The organism is Lutispora sp. QWL-02, assembly GCF_058315355.1.
This window is the reverse complement of record NZ_CM177762.1, coordinates 1,783,515-1,799,857: the sequence shown is the minus strand read 5'-3', so window position 1 is coordinate 1,799,857 and position 16,343 is coordinate 1,783,515. Positions and strand designations below refer to the sequence as shown.

Genomic DNA, 16,343 nt, shown 5'->3' with positions numbered 1-16,343 from the left:
CTCTACCCCTCCACTCCCAAATATGCTTCAACTACCTTAGGATTATTCTGAATATCCTGAGGGGTTCCTTCTGCCAGCTTGCATCCGAAATTGAGAACCATGATCTTTTCACATATTCCCATCACCAGATCCATATGATGATCGATTATTAAAACGCTCAAATCAAACTTGGGGCGCATCTCGGAAATCAGGCTCATAAGCTGAGCCGTTTCATCCGGATTCATACCTGCCGCCGGTTCATCAAGGAGCAAAAGCTCAGGGTTCAATGCCAGAGCTCTGGCAATTTCCAGCCTTCGCTGCAGTCCATAGGGCAAGTTGTTAGCAATCAGATCCTTCCTGTCCTGAAGCCCCATTATTTCCAATAGATTATCTGCTTTCTGCTTCAGCTCCCTTTCTTCTTTTCTGCACTTGGGGAGGCGTAGCACGGATTCCAAAATATTATAGCTGCCGTTGCTATGACAGGCTATCAAAACATTTTCATATACGGTGAGCTTCTTAAAAAGCCTTATATTTTGAAAGGTTCTTGTGATCCCCTGACCTGCGATGAAATAGGGCTCCTTGTCGGTGATGTCCCTATCCTTAAACATTATCTTACCTTCTGAAACCTTGTAGACACCTGTTATAAGATTGAATATGGTGGTCTTGCCTGCACCGTTAGGGCCGATGAGCCCGCTTATTTTACCTTTCGGGACTTCAAAATCAACATTGCCTACAGCAGTAAGTCCTCCAAAGGTCTTTGTCAGATTCTGCAGCTCAAGAATATTCATAGTGACTTTCCTCCTTCCATCTGACTTGGAAGGTCTTCCTTCTTATTCTTCAATCTTGTAAAAAGCCGCTTCATGCTTGATGGGGTAAATTCATATCCGCCCATAAGACCTTCTGGCCTCGATATCATTATTATGATAACTGACAATCCGTATATTACCAAACGCCAATTGGAGAAGCTTCTCAATATCTCCGGCAGAGACGTGAGCACCAAAGCCCCCAGCACGCTTCCGGATATGCTTCCCAAGCCTCCGAATATAACGATTATTGTCAACTCTGTAGATTTAACAAGGCTGAACATTTTAGGCTGGAGAAAGGTCATATAGTGGGCCATAAGGCCTCCCGCTATCCCCGCATAGGCTGCGCTTATCATCAAGGATATGAGCTTATACTTAAATACATTTATTCCTACTATTTGAGATGCAAGCTCTTCCTCCCTGACAGCTATCATATTCCTTCCATGCCTTGATCTTATTAAATTAGCCAGAATTATAACAGCTACCACATTTATTATTACAACATTTGTCAGGTTCGTATAATTAGGTATTCCGGGCCAGCCCCTTGCTCCTCCAAAATACTGGACGTTGTCCAGAACAAGCCTTATCGCCTCGCCAAAGCCTAACGTAGCAATACAGAAATAATCTCCTTTAAGATTCAATGTAAGCATGCCGATTATCGCACTGACCAAGGCTGCTGCCAAAGCTCCCACAAGCAATGCGGGTATAAAGTGCCAGCCGTACTTTACGGTCATCATGGCCGCGGCATAGCCCCCTATGGCCATAAAGCCTGCATGGCCGAAGGAAAATAATCCTGTAAAGCCGGTGAGCAAAGACAGGCCGAGGACTGACATAAGATTGACGCCTGCCAGCAGCAATATGCCCTGAATATAATATAAATCCATAGTATTGCCTCCCTCCTAAGCCTTATCTTCCGTTACTTTGCCCATCAAGCCTCTGGGTCTGAATACCAATATAGCGATGAGCAAGACAAAAGCAATGAGATCTCTATAATTGGAGGAGAAGTACCCGGAGGTCATGGTCTCTATTATGCCCAGCAATATGGAACCGATAACCGCTCCCGGAAGGCTTCCCAGGCCTCCGAATACTGCAGCTATAAATGATTTATTGGTTATTACCCCTATTTGGGGATAAACGGTATATTTCATTCCGAACAGCACGCCTGCAATGCCTGCAAAAAATCCGCCAAGGGCAAATACAACTATTATTACAAGGTCAGTATTGATTCCCATCAACGCACTGGCCTTTACACTATAGGAGGTAGCTTGTATAGCTTTTCCCATCTTTGTAAAATCAATAAAAAATACCAATAGCGCCAAGCAAATAGCAGAGATGATAAACATAGCCAAATCCAGTCTGCCCAGTGTCACACTGCCCAATTGAATAGGAGTCCTGGATAAAATCTCGGGATAGCTTTTGAATGTAGGCCCTATTGTTGCTATTACGATATTTTCGAGAAATATTGAAGCGCCCATGGCAGATATTATAAAGTACAAAAATGGAGCTCTTCTTTCCCTCAAAGGCTTATAGGCTCCTCTTTCAATCACTACTGCAAGGACACAAGTGGTCAATGCAGCTGCAATAAAAGCCGCAAAAAAGGGTAAGCCCAGCTTGGTAAGATAATAATATCCAAAATATGCCCCCAGCATTATTACACCGCCATGGGCAAAATTACTGAAATTCATTATGCTGTAAACCAGTGAATATCCTACGGCCATAAGCGCATAAACACTGCCTATGGACAGGCCGTTGATAAGCTGCTGTAAAAAAAACTGTGACATCCCTTCACCCCTAACTGTTAAAATAGAGGCTGTTGCAAAATTCCAATGTTGAACGCGTTATGCAACAGCCCCAGCCTATTCATACTGTTGATAGATTATTTAGCAGAGTATTTCTGCTGGAATACGTATTTGTCTCCTTCGATTTTAACGATAGCAGCATCCTTGCCCTCAGGATTATGAGTCTCCTTGCTTATATTGATCTGCCCTGTAACACCTTTAACCTTTGTGGTTTCCAGAGCCTCGGTTATCTTAACAGAATCTGCTGATCCGGCCCTCTCTATTGCGTCTGCCAATACAAGTACTGCATCATGAACCAAGTAGCCGTTTAATTCTAATTCTTTGTTATATTTTGTTTTGTATCTGCTCTTGAGATCCTGAACTTCCGGATCATCATAGTCTACGTGATTTACGATAAAGGTGCCCTGAACTGCATCCTTAGCCATTGTGAACAGCTGCTCGGAAGGCAGTCCGTCTCCGCCCATCAGCGGTATGGTTATTCCTAATTCCCTTGCTTGATTCGCGATTAATGCTGCTTCTTTAAAGAATATAGGCAGGAATAAAACCTCCGGATTTGCTTCTTTTATTTTGCTGAGCTGTGGTCTGAAATCGACATCACCGAATTTGAAAGCTTCCTTGGCAACTACGGTGCCGCCCTTGGAAACGAAGAATTCTTCAAAGAATTGAGTTAAGCCTTGTGAATAATCATCAGCTACGTCATAGAGTATAGCAGCTTTCTTAAAGCCCAATACATCGTAGGCATAGCCTGCTGCAACTGCACCTTGATAGGGATCTATAAAGCATACTCTGAAGTTGTAAGGTTTAACCTTGCCATCCAGCACAGTAACCTTGGGATTTGTAGCAACAGTGGCTATATCCGGCACCTTGGCCTGCTCCAATACCGGAGCTATAGGAATAGCATTGCCGCTTGCATTTGGCCCTAATATTGCAACGACTTTATCCTGCCCGGTAAGCCTCTTAGCTACGTTTACCGCTTCCTGCGGGTCTCCCTTGGTATCATAGCCTATTACTTCAAGCTTTTTGCCCAAAAGGCCGCCTTTGGCGTTTATTTCTTCAAAGAGCATCTTTACCGTGTCAAGCTCACACTGTCCCCATACTGCCTGGTCCCCTGTCAATGAACCCATCCAGCCGACTTTTATGATCTCTTCTGCCGGAGCAGCAGTCTCTGTCTGCGGCTTTGAACAACCTGTGAAAGCCATTGTCAGAATCATTAAGCTCACTAATAATAATGCAAGAGTCCTTTTATACATCCTTACCCCTCCTTATATTAAGCAAAGCTTTTAAGCTTTTACTTAATATAAGATTGAATATTCAAAAATATTCAAAAATACTCATGATTGTTCAAAATGTTTTTTAATTTTTATCGCAAAGCAATAGCAACCCTTCAAAAAACTTGCTCATATTTACCTTTCCGCCGCTGTTTCTCTTCCCTCTGATAAAGTCCATCTCAGCTTTTACATTTTCAAAATCAAACAGCATATTTGAGTATCTTTGAAAATTGTCGGCAAAATAATCTTCCAATCCTGCATTTGCAAGGTTTGTCAGGCCTTCCTTCATCGCTCTTCTCATTCTTTGCTTTACGGTTTTGGAGTTGTCCGGCAGGTATTTGCATAATTCATCTATGGCACACTCATCATAGGTTTTCTTTGCATTGATTATATAGGCGCACACATTTATAATATCGTTGGTACCCTTCTCGCCCAGCATTCCGAGCATACTCAAGATATATTTTATTTCTTTGATCTTATCCTCGCCTTGATTGGTTACTTCCTTGCTTATTGTACTGTTAAACACCTTTTTTATGTTGTTCAGCATATCTTCCATCCTTATTTTTTCCGCTACCTTTTTAGTGACCTTTTCCACTTCAATCTTATTCAAAGGCTTGCTTATAAAGAACTCTATTCCCGATTCATAGGATTCTGTTATCAGCTCATGGTCAGAAACCTGGGAAACCATTATAAAGTTAATTTTTGGCCTCATCGCCTTTATCTCTTTTACCAAAGTATTGCCGTCAAGCTTCGGCATGAGAAGGTCCACCAGTACAATATCGGGATTATTGGCTAAAATTTCATTGTAGGCTGTATCTCCATCATAATCGCATCCTATTACCTCGCCCAAATTATTGTCTTCAATGATATTGCTCAAAATTTTTACAACATTTATATCATCATCTACAATATAGTATCTCAAAGCTCTTTCCTCCCAAAAATTCTGCTGGGAACAGTTATATTAAAGCTTGTCCCCTTGTTCAATTCAGACTTTACCGAAATACTTCCCTGAAAAACATCTCTGGTCAAATCTCTTACTAAAGCAAGTCCAAGACCCCTTTCAATATCTCCTGTATTTTCATCAAATTTGGTTGAAAAGCCGGGATTAAATATGTAATCTATATTGTCTTTCTTTATGCCCTCTCCATTGTCAGCTACGGAAATTACATAGTCATCCCCATCCTCAAAGATATTAATCTTGAGCACTCCCTTCCTTCTTTTCTCCATGGCTTCTATGGAGTTATTGATCAGATTTCTTAGCACGGACATGAAATAAAAATGCTCCGCTACATTAAAATCAGCTTTGATGTCAAATAATAATTCAATGTTCAGCTTATTCAGCCTTATATACTCCTTGGTATCGGTTTCCAAAATGCTAATGATATCCTTGATGCTCATACAAGTGCCGTCAGTTTTATCTCTGGCCATCTGCTCCAGGCCGTTTATTACCCTTATATAGCCTTTTTTTATTTCATGGACATCCTTGGCAATATCCAATGCCAGATGCTTTAGCTCATAGGGGTAATCATTTTCGGATATGACCTTGTAGGCAAAATAGGACTTTTTCATTACGTCTTCTATTTCGCTTATATTTTTATTCATAAAATATATTTCGCTCTTGAAGCTTGAAGTGAGAAGCATCAATCTCCTGTATCTCTCTTCATGCTCCTGCTTTGCCAAAAAGCCTCTGTAATGCTTTATGGATATGATCACTCCCATTGCTATGAAGGCCCTTACTGCCGCAATCACTATCAAGTTCCTGATTATTTCCATATTCATGCCGACAATGCTTGTTCTTACGCCCATCTCCACCATATTGGACAGGAAATCACAGAAAAATGCCGCGACGGTAAACCTTGTAATATTCTTCTCGGCCGCATTGAAATATAAAAAATAATATATTACACCATAAGCAAAATAGAAGAACACATCCGGACCTACCATTATCCAGGTGATGGGCAGGTCTCTGATCTCAGTGTATTCAATAATCCCTCTGAAAAGAGGGGATACTATGCCGGTGACAAAGCCAACTATTATCGGGTTCAGCTCTGCATAGTTATATAAAAATATCGGAAGCAAAATTACTGAAAGTGTTATTATGAATCCTTGAACAAAATAATTAAAATGAAATTGGGATGCTAAGGCCACACAAGCTGCTATAAGTAATGTGTGCTTTAATTTATTCATAAAATTCACCTATGCATATTTATAGAGTTTAATGCAAGAATTGTCTTTATGCGTTGAAATAATAATAACATACTTGAAAGTCAAATAGAAGTGTATATATTCTCAATTTTCCCAACTGTCATGCAAATATAGTCCGAGGTTCTGCTACTCCCTGAGAGTAGCCTTTAACCTGCTGTCTTTGAGCAAAATATTGATCGCATCCATGATCGATCGCACCACCACGTCCGCATGGGCCAGCAGCCTGCCGCTGCAGCCTTCGCCCTCAACAACAGCTATGGACAACCTGGCTGATTTAAACATTTCTATATCATTAAAACCGTTGCCTATGCAGATCGTCTTATCAGCTCCTATGCTTTCGACTATTTCTTTTTTAAAATCGGCTGCCTTTCCTTTAGGAAAGGTCCTGACAGATACGCCGGATTGGGCACATTCGGCTTCAACGGTTCCATAGGTATCGGCAGTCAATATGTAAATATCGGCATGGGATTTAAGCTCCGCCAGAAGCTCCCCCACCCCGTCTATAAGCTTTCCGTCCGTCGCTATCGTGCCGTTATAATCAAACACTATGTTTTCTATCTCAATTACTCCTAAACCTGGTATATCATAAATAAGCATTCAATAGTCCCTCCAATTTTACCCATATATGCCTTCAATATATTCCCTAGTCCTTCTGTTCTGAGGTGAGGAAAACATCCTGGCTGTTTCATCATATTCTATCAGCTCTCCGTCCAGCATGAATGCGGTGTAATCCGATATCCTCTTTGCCTGATAAAGGTTATGGGTGACTATTACTATAGTATAATCTCCGGCTAAATTTCTCAACATTTTTTCGATATTAGCAGTGTTTTTCACATCCAGAGCGGAGCAAGGCTCGTCCAGAAGCAATACCTCCGGCTCTACTGTCAGCGCTCTTGCAATGCAAAGCCTCTGCTGCTGGCCTCCGGAGAGCTTCAATGCAGACATGCCAAGCTCATCTTTTACTTCGTCATAAAGGCCCGATATTTTAAGCTTATCAATGGCTATTTCTCTCAACCTGCTTTTGTCCCTTATCCCATAGTAAACCGGAGCATAGGTTAAATTTTTATATATAGAAAAGGGGAATGGCGCCGGTTTTTGAAAAACTATGCCTATCCTCTTTCTTATTTCTTCTTTGGGCATGGAATAAATATCCTTGCCATTAAATAAAATGTTGCCTGCGGCTCTTCCTCCGCTTTCCTCCAGCATTCTGTTCAATGATAAGAGAAATGTGGATTTGCCGCATCCCGATGGGCCTATTATTGCAGTTATTTTATTCTTTTCGATCTTCATATCCATATCATTTATTATCTTTTTCTCTCCGTAATAGGCATAAAAGGATTTTAACTCCAGTACATTCATTTCGTCGCTTCCTTTCTCCAAAAGGTTAAGGATATTGAAACCAGGTTTATGATGAACAACAGTAATATGAGCACCAATGCTGTCCCATAGGATTTTTCTATGGATATGCCCTCCCCTGTTAAAATATACAGATGAAAGGGCAATGCCATAACAGGTGAAGACAAGGACTTGGGAATAGGTGCAAATATTACAGCGCCTGTCAGTATGATAGGTGCGGCAGCACCCATCGCAAAGCCTCCTGCCAGGGTGACTGCAGATACTATATCCCTTATGCTTTGGGGCAGTACCAATCTTAATAATGTATAAAGCTTAGTTGTCCCCAGAGCATATGAAGAAAGCAGCATCGAGCTGCTGAATTCTCTGAAAGTCTTCTCAACTCTGACCTGTATGAAAGGAAATATCATTATGCCCAAGGTCAGGCCCGCAGATATAAGGCTTCTTCCCATCTTCAGATTAGCCACCATAAACGTATAACCAAAAAGGCCAAGTATGATGGACGGAACTCCTGCCATGCATTGTATCACCACATGTGCAAGACTCTCCATCCTTTTGGATTTGCAATAAAACACTATGTATACAGCAGTTGAAATTGCCAGTATAGACGCAAAAACGCATGAGATAAGCATGAGCAGCAGGCTTCCTATGATTGCAGGCAATATGCCGCCCTCAGATCCCAGGGGTATGCCCGCCGGATTGGATAAAATAAACTCCCAGGTCATCGCCTTGAACCCGTTTTTTAAAATATAGATGAATATGAAGGATGCACTCAAAAGAGCCAAAAGGCCGCTGAACAATATCCATGCATTAAAAAATATTGAGCTTATCTTCTTCATAATTGACTCATGCTCCTTTTAATATAAAATAGAGCTATATTTATTATGAGCAATATAGCCATCAGCACAAAGCCTGCCGCAAAGAGGGCGTGATAATGCAGGCTGCCTACCTCTGCCATGCCCATTTCAAGGGCGATGAGCGAGGGTATGGTCTGACATTTTCCTAAAAGCTTAGGCATTATCGGTGCATTTCCGATAACCATCATCACTGCCATGGTTTCCCCCATGGCTCTTCCCAAAGCTAAAACTGCAGCTGCTGTTATTCCCTTTATGCTCTGAGACAGCACTATGGTCCTGATAATGTAGCCCTTGGATATGCCTAATGCCTTGGCTACCATCGAATACTTCCCATACATCTTTCCCATGGTTTCATCACAGGTGGATATTATATACGGCAAAACCATGATCGAAAGCAATATCCCTCCTGCAAGGACGGATTCACCCGAGGAAAAGTCAAATACCCTCTCAAAAAATTTAACCAATACAAGCAACCCGATAAACCCATATATTACCGAAGGCACTCCCGCCATCACATCTATCAATCCCCTCAATATCAGCCTAGGCTTTTCCTTGACATAGCCTGACAGCAAAAGTGAGCTTCCTACCCCTATAGGCAAAGCAATGATTATGGCAACTATGGATACATACAAAGTACCGAGTATGATATTGAGTATCGATAGATTTTCCGGAGCCGCCAGAGGATTCCATGTGTTCCTCGTTATAAATTTCAATATAGGCACCGCTCTGAAAAATATCAAGCTTTCTTTAAATATAAAAAGTATTATAAAGGATAAAAGCAATAATGAAAGAACAGCCAGCAGTTTAATACTTTTTTCAAATACCCTGTCAAGGACCTCCCACATTCTATCACCTCAAAAAAGAGGCTGTTGCATAACGGATTCAACCTGTCATTCCGAAGGAGCAAAGCGACAGAAGAATCTTTTTTATTGCAATGTCTTAAAGATTCTTCTGTGTGCTCAGAATGACTAAATTATCATTTTGCAACAGTCTCAACGATCAAGCTCTATTTTACAGGCACAAAGCCCATCTGTTCTATAATTTTCGCTCCCTTTTCCGATGTCACAACATCCATGAAGGCCTTTTGCTCTGGGGTCAATTCTCCTCTTTTTACCACTATAAGGGGCCTGGATATCTTGTAGGAGCCATTTACTATGTTTTCCTCTGTGGGCTCTACTCCATCCACTTTTAAGGGTATCAGCTTGCCTTCATTTTGATTGACCATGCCAAAGGAGGCATAACCAATAGCATCCTTATTCTCAATTACCTTGGTCACCAGCGCTCCCATAGAAGGAGACTGAATGGCATCAGGCCTTATCTGAGTTTCGCCCATCACGCTCTTCTGGAAGACTTCATGTGCTCCGCCGCTTAAGTCTCTTATAACCACAACAATCTCCTTATGAGGAAGCTTGCTGTCGAGCTCATCCCAGAATTTATACTCCCCGGCAAAGATCTTTTTCACTTCTTCCGTGGTCAAGCTGTCTCTCAGCTTTACCAATGGATTCTCCGGGTTTATGGATATGGTAAGAGCATCTATTCCAAGTGTAAAATCTTTTGCATCTCCGATTTTCTCTTTCTCTTCGGTCTTGATTTCCCTGGCCAGCATACCAAAATCACTGGTGTCTTCCAGCACTGCTTTAACTCCTGCTCCTGAACCGCCGGCAGAAACATAAATAGCTATATTTTGTTCCGGAAAGCTTGGATCTACCTTGTTCCAGGTAGTATATCCTTCGATAAAATCAGTGGCAATAGCCGATATTACCGGTGCCAGCGTGGACGAGCCGTTAAATGTTATTTGTGCTTTGAATTCATTTTTCATTTCATCCGGCTTATCTCCGGCAGCAGAATCGCTATCTGCAGGCGCTGCGGGCGCCTGGCTTGTACAACCTGTTAAAGCCATTGTAAAAACCAGCAGCATACATAATAAAATACTCCAAAATCTCTTCATTGTAAATACCTCCCCGTTGATATATTATGACAACTATCCATAGTGATTTTATTATGATTGCCAGGATTTTACCAATCGATATAATTTATAGTTCTTCACCTTTGTATAGCTTTTATCAATGAGAAGTCCAAATTGCCGCCGCTTATGATTATCGCTATATTTTTATTCTTGAATAATTCCGGTTCAGCCATGACTGCGGCAACCCCCACTGCGCCTGCAGGCTCCGCGATCACCTTTTCCTTATCCATAAGAAAAAGCACAGCCTCTTTGATGCTTTCTTCCTCAACCAGAACTATATCGTCAATGCATTGCCTTGACATATTGTATGGTATTTCTCCTACTCCCCCTATCAGAGCATCGCATATGGAAGGCTCCGACGGAAAGTCGGAATAGAATATTCTATCCTTCATAGCTTTGGCCATAGCAGGGCAGGCCTCAGTCTGGACGCCAATAATTTTTATTGAAGGCTTGAGATGCTTGGCTGCCACAGATACACCGGTTATAAGCCCTCCGCCGCCGATAGGAGCTAATATTGCATCAATATCCGGATTAGCCTCGAGTATCTCCATAGCAATGCTTCCTTGACCCGCTATCACTTCTATGTCGGAACAGGGATCTATAAATATGCGCTTCTCCTTATCCAGCGCCTCCTGGGCTGCAGCATGGGCTTCATCGTAATTTCTTCCCACTGTGACAACTTCAGCTCCATAATATTTTATCTTTTCCAGCTTTGACCCGGGTATAGTTTCGGGGACAAATATTTTAGCTTTTATACCTCCTAAAAGCTTGGCAGAATAGCTTACTCCGGCACCGTGATTGCCTGAAGATACAGCCATTACCCCTTTTGACTTTTCATCATCCGTCAGGCTGGCAAGCTTGCTCAAAGCGCCTCTTATCTTGAAGCCCTTCAGCCTTTGCTGACATTCCAGCTTGAGAAAAACATCAGTTTCCCCATTGCTCAAATACATTGAATGATCCAGAGGTGTTTCATATATATATTTTTTTATTCTATCTCTCGCTAATTGAATATCCTTAAAATAAACCATCATCAGCACTCCCTAAATCCCGATTAATACATATAATATTATCATAAAAATCAAATAAATATCTATAATTATGTGATGAATTACAAAAAAGGAAGCTGCATCCTTTTGATTCCCAGTTTCCTTTTTGTATTAAACGATTTTCACGTTATATATAATTTAAGGATGATCATTTAGTGTATACCAGTTGAATGTTGTATTCTACCGATTTAGCTTCATCATCCTGAACATTTCCATTGATATATATTTGATATTTGCCGGATTCGCCTTGCAAAGTGAATTCTGATGAGCCCAAATCTTTGGAGCTGTCTCCGCCGTGTCATAGTAGCTCTTCTTGCTCTTTACATGCAATGCGTTCCCTACTATAACTCGGCCAGGGCAAGCCCTATCCCTACGAACCCCCTCAGTGTTAATCCGTGTAAAAGTCCGTGCCAATCCGTGTTCCACGTTCTCCCTCATACCTCAGAGGAATACATGCATCCTGAGTTCTAAAACCCTTCCTATTTTTTTATAGAATAATATATGTGCTTGCATACTTCAAAAGCTGTGGTAAGGACGATTATCGCTATGAAGATTTTAAAGCTTACTGTACCTATATCCCCCAGCCTTTGGAAAGGAACAAAATCCGTATTCATGATGCTTTCTTTTACGGCAGGATTCAATATTCCGGGATTGCCTGCCATCACAAGAAATATAGCCAAAGAGCCTATGTCAACTCCTATCTGGACAAATCTTAAAGCATTAGTCCATTTCCCTGCCCTGAGTTTATAACCGTTCAACAGCACATTTCCTATCCAGAATATATTCAAATACGGCATATAGATCCTTAAGATATCAATGGAGAATAATGGGATAGAGACACTCTCTGCTCCTATTTTATAATATATGGCGATTATATGAGGAAATCTGTTGAAAATAATTATGCCCAATATCGTAAAGCATATAGCAGCGTATACCTCGGATACTTTTATCATCTCATAAGATACAGGCACAGGCTCCAGATCCTTAGGGCTCCATTTACTATTAGGATTCAGATCCTTTATATCTTCTTCCTTTGCAAAATACTGTATAATGGCAAATACAATGGTAACAGACCCTACAGCGCTGATACAGGCTGATATTATCTGCATCGGCAGATTATACATCAACTCTATGAAGGAGCCTTGTGTGCTCAATACGGAGACCAAAGCTGCAATACAAATTCCCAAAGCTACGGCCCCCAGTACAATGGTGAGAAGCAAGCGGTATAGATCATATAATTCAGGACCGATCAGATACCCGCTGTTAGCTTTGTACTTTGCCGCAACCTCTGCCGGAGAGCCGAATGACTCTAAAATCGATAGTACGTCCTCTTCTGTCTCTTTATAAGCTTCGCCCTTAGCCAATCTGCCACTTGCGGTTTTTTCATCCAGAGCATCCAATATCAGAGATCTCAGCTCTTTAGTTATATCTTCTCTGTGGGCTTTTGGCAGCTTTTGGCCCACCGCATATAGGTAACGATCAATCCAATTTTTCATTATTCCCATCTCCATTCTTAGTTTTGAGAAGCTTTGTAATGATATCATTCAGGTGAATCCACTCTGTCATAAGACGATTCAATACTCTTTTGCCTTTTGCATTCAACACATAGTATCTTCGTGGCCTTGCCTCATCTAAAGACCAGCTGCTATCCAACAGCTCCTGTTTTTCCAGTCTTCTCAGGAGCGGGTATAATGTGCTCTGATCAATCGCCAGTCCTCTTTCCGTCAAGCGCTGAACCAAAGAATATCCGTATTGCTCTTCTTCCAACTGACTCAAAACACTCAAAACCAGAATACCTCTTCTTAATTCCATAGCCAGACTAGATACAATTTCATCCACTTCAGACATTTTTAATCACTTCCTTGTGATTAAATTATACTGTATGGTGCATAGTATTGTCAATAATACAATACTATGCCTTTTAAATTATTAATAATATAAAAATATTGCAAAATAAAGACCTTTCTGAGATATATTGACATGTTCTGTGTCACGCCTGCATCGTCCAACTTCTTTTTAAATACCAATTCATCATTGTTTAAGTTTTCAAATACAAAAGATATGATACTTTTATGTCCAAGATCTAGGATTGCACTAAGATAAGCCTTACTATCAATTCCATATTTCATTTCTGTCACATCAGACAGACACTTCTTATCGAATCCATTTGCATGGTATTCTCTTATAGTTTACGTGAAAATCGGGCTCACATTTTAACCTGATTGTCATCTGAAATACCATCTTTCTCTTCATAGACATCCTTGATAAGTGGAAGTGGGCTCTTATTAAACTGTTCATTATTGCTTTCTATCAGCTTCTTTAATTGCATAACACACTTGGAGATTTCATTTGCCGAATGAAGTCTTCTTGATACGCAAATAGCTGCAGGGTTCTCGCAAATAAAGCATTTTCTCGGCGGCAGACCAATATCACCACGCCCAACAGGCGATCCGTCTCTGTCCATAACATCAATGTCCAATATGCGTCCTCCGATAATAGATTCTTCAGCTTCTACACATATTTTTTTAATTTCTTTGGCTTCAATTTCAGTAGATATAAAAACAGCAGGGCCATCATCTCCTTGTATGCAGTTCTCAAAACAAACTTGATGACCCTTGAAAACTAAAGTTTTATAAAAGTTATTGCATAGCTTAAGAAAAAGTATCCTAAACTCTTCATCAGTTCTATAAAGAAGCGGTACGCACAAGGTAATAGTAATCAGGCAGTTTTGCTGTTTTTCAACAATGCTTCTGCGCATTTCCCATCGTTGCTCTCTAGCCGCAAGAACTTTCAGCAACTCTTTATCCATATAGACCTCCATTCCGCCGCTGCCGCTGACGGCACAAATAGTAATGAAAAAATGGTGCGCGGTTTCCACCACTTGGTTATCATTAATTTGAAAGATGCCATCCATATTACTGCAGCCAATCCAAATGGTTGAAAGCTGTTAAAGGGAATAAGGATGATATAGAAGATTCTCTATTCTATATAGTGCAATTGTTACTGAGAGGAGGTCTGCACATCCACCAGGGCTTATGTTGCGTTTAATAAAATCTTCATCAAGCTTAAATAGTGCCCTAATACCATCCGGTGATAGGGCACCTCCCAAAGCAAGAATATTATCTGCAGAGCTTTTTACATATTCAATTGCATCAATGCCGCATCTGGCAATCACATTAGTATCCACAACTTGAGTCATCAGATGCAGCAGGACTTGTAAATATATATCATTATCACTATATTCGCCATGAAAAAATAACTCTTTCATAACTGGCAGCGCATATTTTCTCACAGAATAAAAGCCTGAAGCTGCTTCCCCTCGAATCCCCCGTATCCCGTAAGCCGTATAAATTTCCCTTCCTTTTGTCATAGGAAGACTAGCATAAGGTCTCAAAAAATCCTTTTCTGCTGCCTTGGCAATTGTACTAACTGCATGGCAAACTGTATCTGCAGAAAGATCCTGCAGCTCATTACAGCAGTAACCCGCTGCAACAGCGATTATACCTAGTGAGAAGATTGCACCTTTATGGGTATTGACTCCTTTTGTGGCATTGAACATGGCTTTCTCACATTCTAATCCCAGAGGGCGTATTTTATCTAAAGTAACTGCATCAATGCAGTCAAGATTTCTCCCTATTTCTGCAAAGTGATAAAAATAAGGAGCAATTGCATTAATACTATCTTTAAAAGTAGAAATATCCATATCTTTGTGTGCACCATTATTCAGACAATCAACTAATCCCGGTTTTGGCGTAGTATGAATCTCTGAAAGGAGGGCAGATATACAGCAGTATCCTATTTGCTCAATTGCCAGCATTATGTTCTTCATAGCTACTCCCCTTACTATTTGCAACTATAGGAAATCTATTTTAACGAATCGATTTTTTCCCTTCTTCTGAAAGCTTCTGACCAATCATTTGAATATTTTCAAGCATTTCTGCTATGCCTTGAGTAGCATTTGCCTGTTCTTGAGTAATTATGGCGCTTTGTTCAACATTCTTTCTTACGGATTCTATTGAAACTTGAAATTTATTAATAAATTCTTTTATTTTTTCTGTTGAATTCTTACTTTCTATAGCTAATTTACGAACCTCGCTGGCAACCACTGAAAATCCTCTGCCGTGTTCTCCAGCCCGAGCTGATTCAATAGCAGCATTTAAACCCAATAGATTAGTCTGTTGTGCGATATGATTGATTAGCTCTAATATTTGTGTTGTCTTGCTGACGTCTAAAAAAGCGGTCTTGGCAATATCAGCTGACTCCTTGCTTATTGCCGCAAGCTCTTGTGATGAAGCTCTCAATTCTTCTATTTCTGTAACAGCCTGTTTTATTGCAGCATAAATATCTGCAGCATATTTCTGAGTCTGAGCGGCATTCTCAGCAGCACGCAAACACTCGTTTTCCTTTGCTCGCGCAATTTTGACAGCTTCATTGATAGCTCGCTTAATGGAATTTTCACCCGAGTCCAAAAGTTCTGCAGATAACCCTCGGTTTCTAGCGATTTCACTCGGCTTCAAGCTTCCCACAATTCCTTTAATTCCCAATTCTATAAGATTGTCAATTATTTGTTCCGGTTTGACTTTTTCACGCCAAGGACACATAAAAACTTCAAAATCAGAAAAGCAAAAATGTTCCTCACTGATTAAACCTTCATGGGCAACTATACCTATTTTTTTAATTCCTTTATTATAAATTCTCTCAATTGGCTCTAGAAAGTCATTAATTGTTGAAGTAATTTCAACCACAGTCTTCCCGTACAATTTGCTGAAAGCTTCCGCAGCAGCGCCGCGACTAATAAAAACATCGATATCGGGATATTTTGAAACCAGATTTTGAGCCTCACTCATTTTACTCACTACTATCGGCAATTCAACCTTCATTTGTGCAGCGGCTTTTGCAGCAGTGTCTGCCATGGTCTGGGATACAGCGACAAAAAGTATTGATTCTATGGCAATCACCTCCTTAGAATGATCAAACTAGTCCTACGCAAGCATTTGAACACCTTTCGAAAAGCAAATTAAGTAAAGACTCCATTGTCACCTATCCAGTTATGTCACAAGTGAAGCC

The 16,343-nt window shown here is 40.8% G+C and carries 17 protein-coding genes; all 17 read right to left on the bottom strand.

The genetic code is table 11. The features are described 5' to 3' along the window. Positions 1–2: 2 nt before the first annotated feature. The 17 genes from AC4HCY_RS08245 to AC4HCY_RS08165 all read right to left on the bottom strand — a co-directional run bounded on the left by AC4HCY_RS08245 (position 3) and on the right by AC4HCY_RS08165 (position 16,189). Positions 3–767 carry an ABC transporter ATP-binding protein gene (locus AC4HCY_RS08245; protein WP_323430909.1) on the bottom strand — a complete coding sequence of 255 codons (765 nt, stop codon included), beginning with the start codon at positions 765–767 and terminating at the stop codon, positions 3–5. Continuing rightward, positions 764–1,666 carry a branched-chain amino acid ABC transporter permease gene (locus tag AC4HCY_RS08240; protein ID WP_491095827.1) on the bottom strand — a complete coding sequence of 301 codons (903 nt, stop codon included), beginning with the start codon at positions 1,664–1,666 and terminating at the stop codon, positions 764–766. Before AC4HCY_RS08240 ends, AC4HCY_RS08245 begins: the two co-directional genes overlap by 4 nt. Before the next feature lie 15 nt (positions 1,667–1,681). Then, the gene (locus tag AC4HCY_RS08235; protein ID WP_491095826.1) at positions 1,682–2,563 is read right to left on the bottom strand and encodes a branched-chain amino acid ABC transporter permease; all 882 of its coding nucleotides are present in this window, start codon (positions 2,561–2,563) and stop codon (positions 1,682–1,684) included. A 95-nt stretch (positions 2,564–2,658) separates the two neighbouring features. Continuing rightward, positions 2,659–3,831 (bottom strand): ABC transporter substrate-binding protein, encoded by a 1,173-nt coding sequence (locus AC4HCY_RS08230; protein WP_323430906.1) that lies wholly within the window; start codon positions 3,829–3,831, stop codon positions 2,659–2,661. Between the two features lie 103 nt (positions 3,832–3,934). After that, complete coding sequence (locus AC4HCY_RS08225) at positions 3,935–4,771, bottom strand: DNA-binding domain-containing protein (RefSeq protein ID WP_323430905.1); 837 nt, start codon at positions 4,769–4,771, stop codon at positions 3,935–3,937. After that, positions 4,768–6,036, bottom strand: coding sequence for an ATP-binding protein (locus tag AC4HCY_RS08220; protein WP_323430904.1), 1,269 nt, complete (start codon positions 6,034–6,036; stop codon positions 4,768–4,770). The genes AC4HCY_RS08225 and AC4HCY_RS08220 overlap by 4 nt, the downstream gene beginning before the upstream one ends. Before the next feature lie 144 nt (positions 6,037–6,180). After that, the gene (locus tag AC4HCY_RS08215; protein WP_323430903.1) at positions 6,181–6,651 is read right to left on the bottom strand and encodes an HAD family hydrolase; all 471 of its coding nucleotides are present in this window, start codon (positions 6,649–6,651) and stop codon (positions 6,181–6,183) included. 18 nt (positions 6,652–6,669) lie between these two features. Then, a complete protein-coding gene (locus tag AC4HCY_RS08210) occupies positions 6,670–7,413 on the bottom strand; it encodes a phosphate ABC transporter ATP-binding protein (RefSeq protein ID WP_323430902.1) in 744 nt (247 codons plus the stop codon). Further along, positions 7,410–8,249 carry a PstA family ABC transporter permease gene (locus AC4HCY_RS08205; protein ID WP_442916642.1) on the bottom strand — a complete coding sequence of 280 codons (840 nt, stop codon included), beginning with the start codon at positions 8,247–8,249 and terminating at the stop codon, positions 7,410–7,412. The genes AC4HCY_RS08210 and AC4HCY_RS08205 overlap by 4 nt, the downstream gene beginning before the upstream one ends. Further along, the gene (gene pstC, locus AC4HCY_RS08200) at positions 8,243–9,109 is read right to left on the bottom strand and encodes a phosphate ABC transporter permease subunit PstC (RefSeq protein ID WP_491095825.1); all 867 of its coding nucleotides are present in this window, start codon (positions 9,107–9,109) and stop codon (positions 8,243–8,245) included. The genes AC4HCY_RS08205 and pstC overlap by 7 nt, the downstream gene beginning before the upstream one ends. 161 nt (positions 9,110–9,270) lie before the next feature. After that, positions 9,271–10,212, bottom strand: a complete 942-nt coding sequence (locus tag AC4HCY_RS08195) for a phosphate ABC transporter substrate-binding protein (RefSeq protein WP_491095824.1) — start codon at positions 10,210–10,212, stop codon at positions 9,271–9,273. 95 nt (positions 10,213–10,307) lie between these two features. After that, positions 10,308–11,261, bottom strand: coding sequence for a threonine ammonia-lyase (locus tag AC4HCY_RS08190; protein ID WP_491095823.1), 954 nt, complete (start codon positions 11,259–11,261; stop codon positions 10,308–10,310). 494 nt (positions 11,262–11,755) lie between these two features. Then, entirely contained in the window at positions 11,756–12,772 is a 1,017-nt protein-coding gene (locus AC4HCY_RS08185) for an HAAS signaling domain-containing protein (RefSeq protein WP_491095822.1), read from the bottom strand. Further along, entirely contained in the window at positions 12,756–13,115 is a 360-nt protein-coding gene (locus tag AC4HCY_RS08180) for a PadR family transcriptional regulator (protein WP_491096097.1), read from the bottom strand. The genes AC4HCY_RS08185 and AC4HCY_RS08180 overlap by 17 nt, the downstream gene beginning before the upstream one ends. A gap of 367 nt (positions 13,116–13,482) precedes the next feature. Beyond that, a complete protein-coding gene (gene citX, locus AC4HCY_RS08175; RefSeq protein WP_491095821.1) occupies positions 13,483–14,190 on the bottom strand; it encodes a citrate lyase holo-[acyl-carrier protein] synthase in 708 nt (235 codons plus the stop codon). Positions 14,191–14,223: 33 nt separating this feature from the next. Continuing rightward, on the bottom strand, positions 14,224–15,105 hold the full coding sequence (gene citG, locus AC4HCY_RS08170; RefSeq protein ID WP_491095820.1) for a triphosphoribosyl-dephospho-CoA synthase CitG: 882 nt from the start codon (positions 15,103–15,105) through the stop codon (positions 14,224–14,226). A 40-nt stretch (positions 15,106–15,145) separates the two neighbouring features. Continuing rightward, positions 15,146–16,189, bottom strand: coding sequence for a methyl-accepting chemotaxis protein (locus tag AC4HCY_RS08165; RefSeq protein WP_491095819.1), 1,044 nt, complete (start codon positions 16,187–16,189; stop codon positions 15,146–15,148). Positions 16,190–16,343 lie beyond the last annotated feature (154 nt).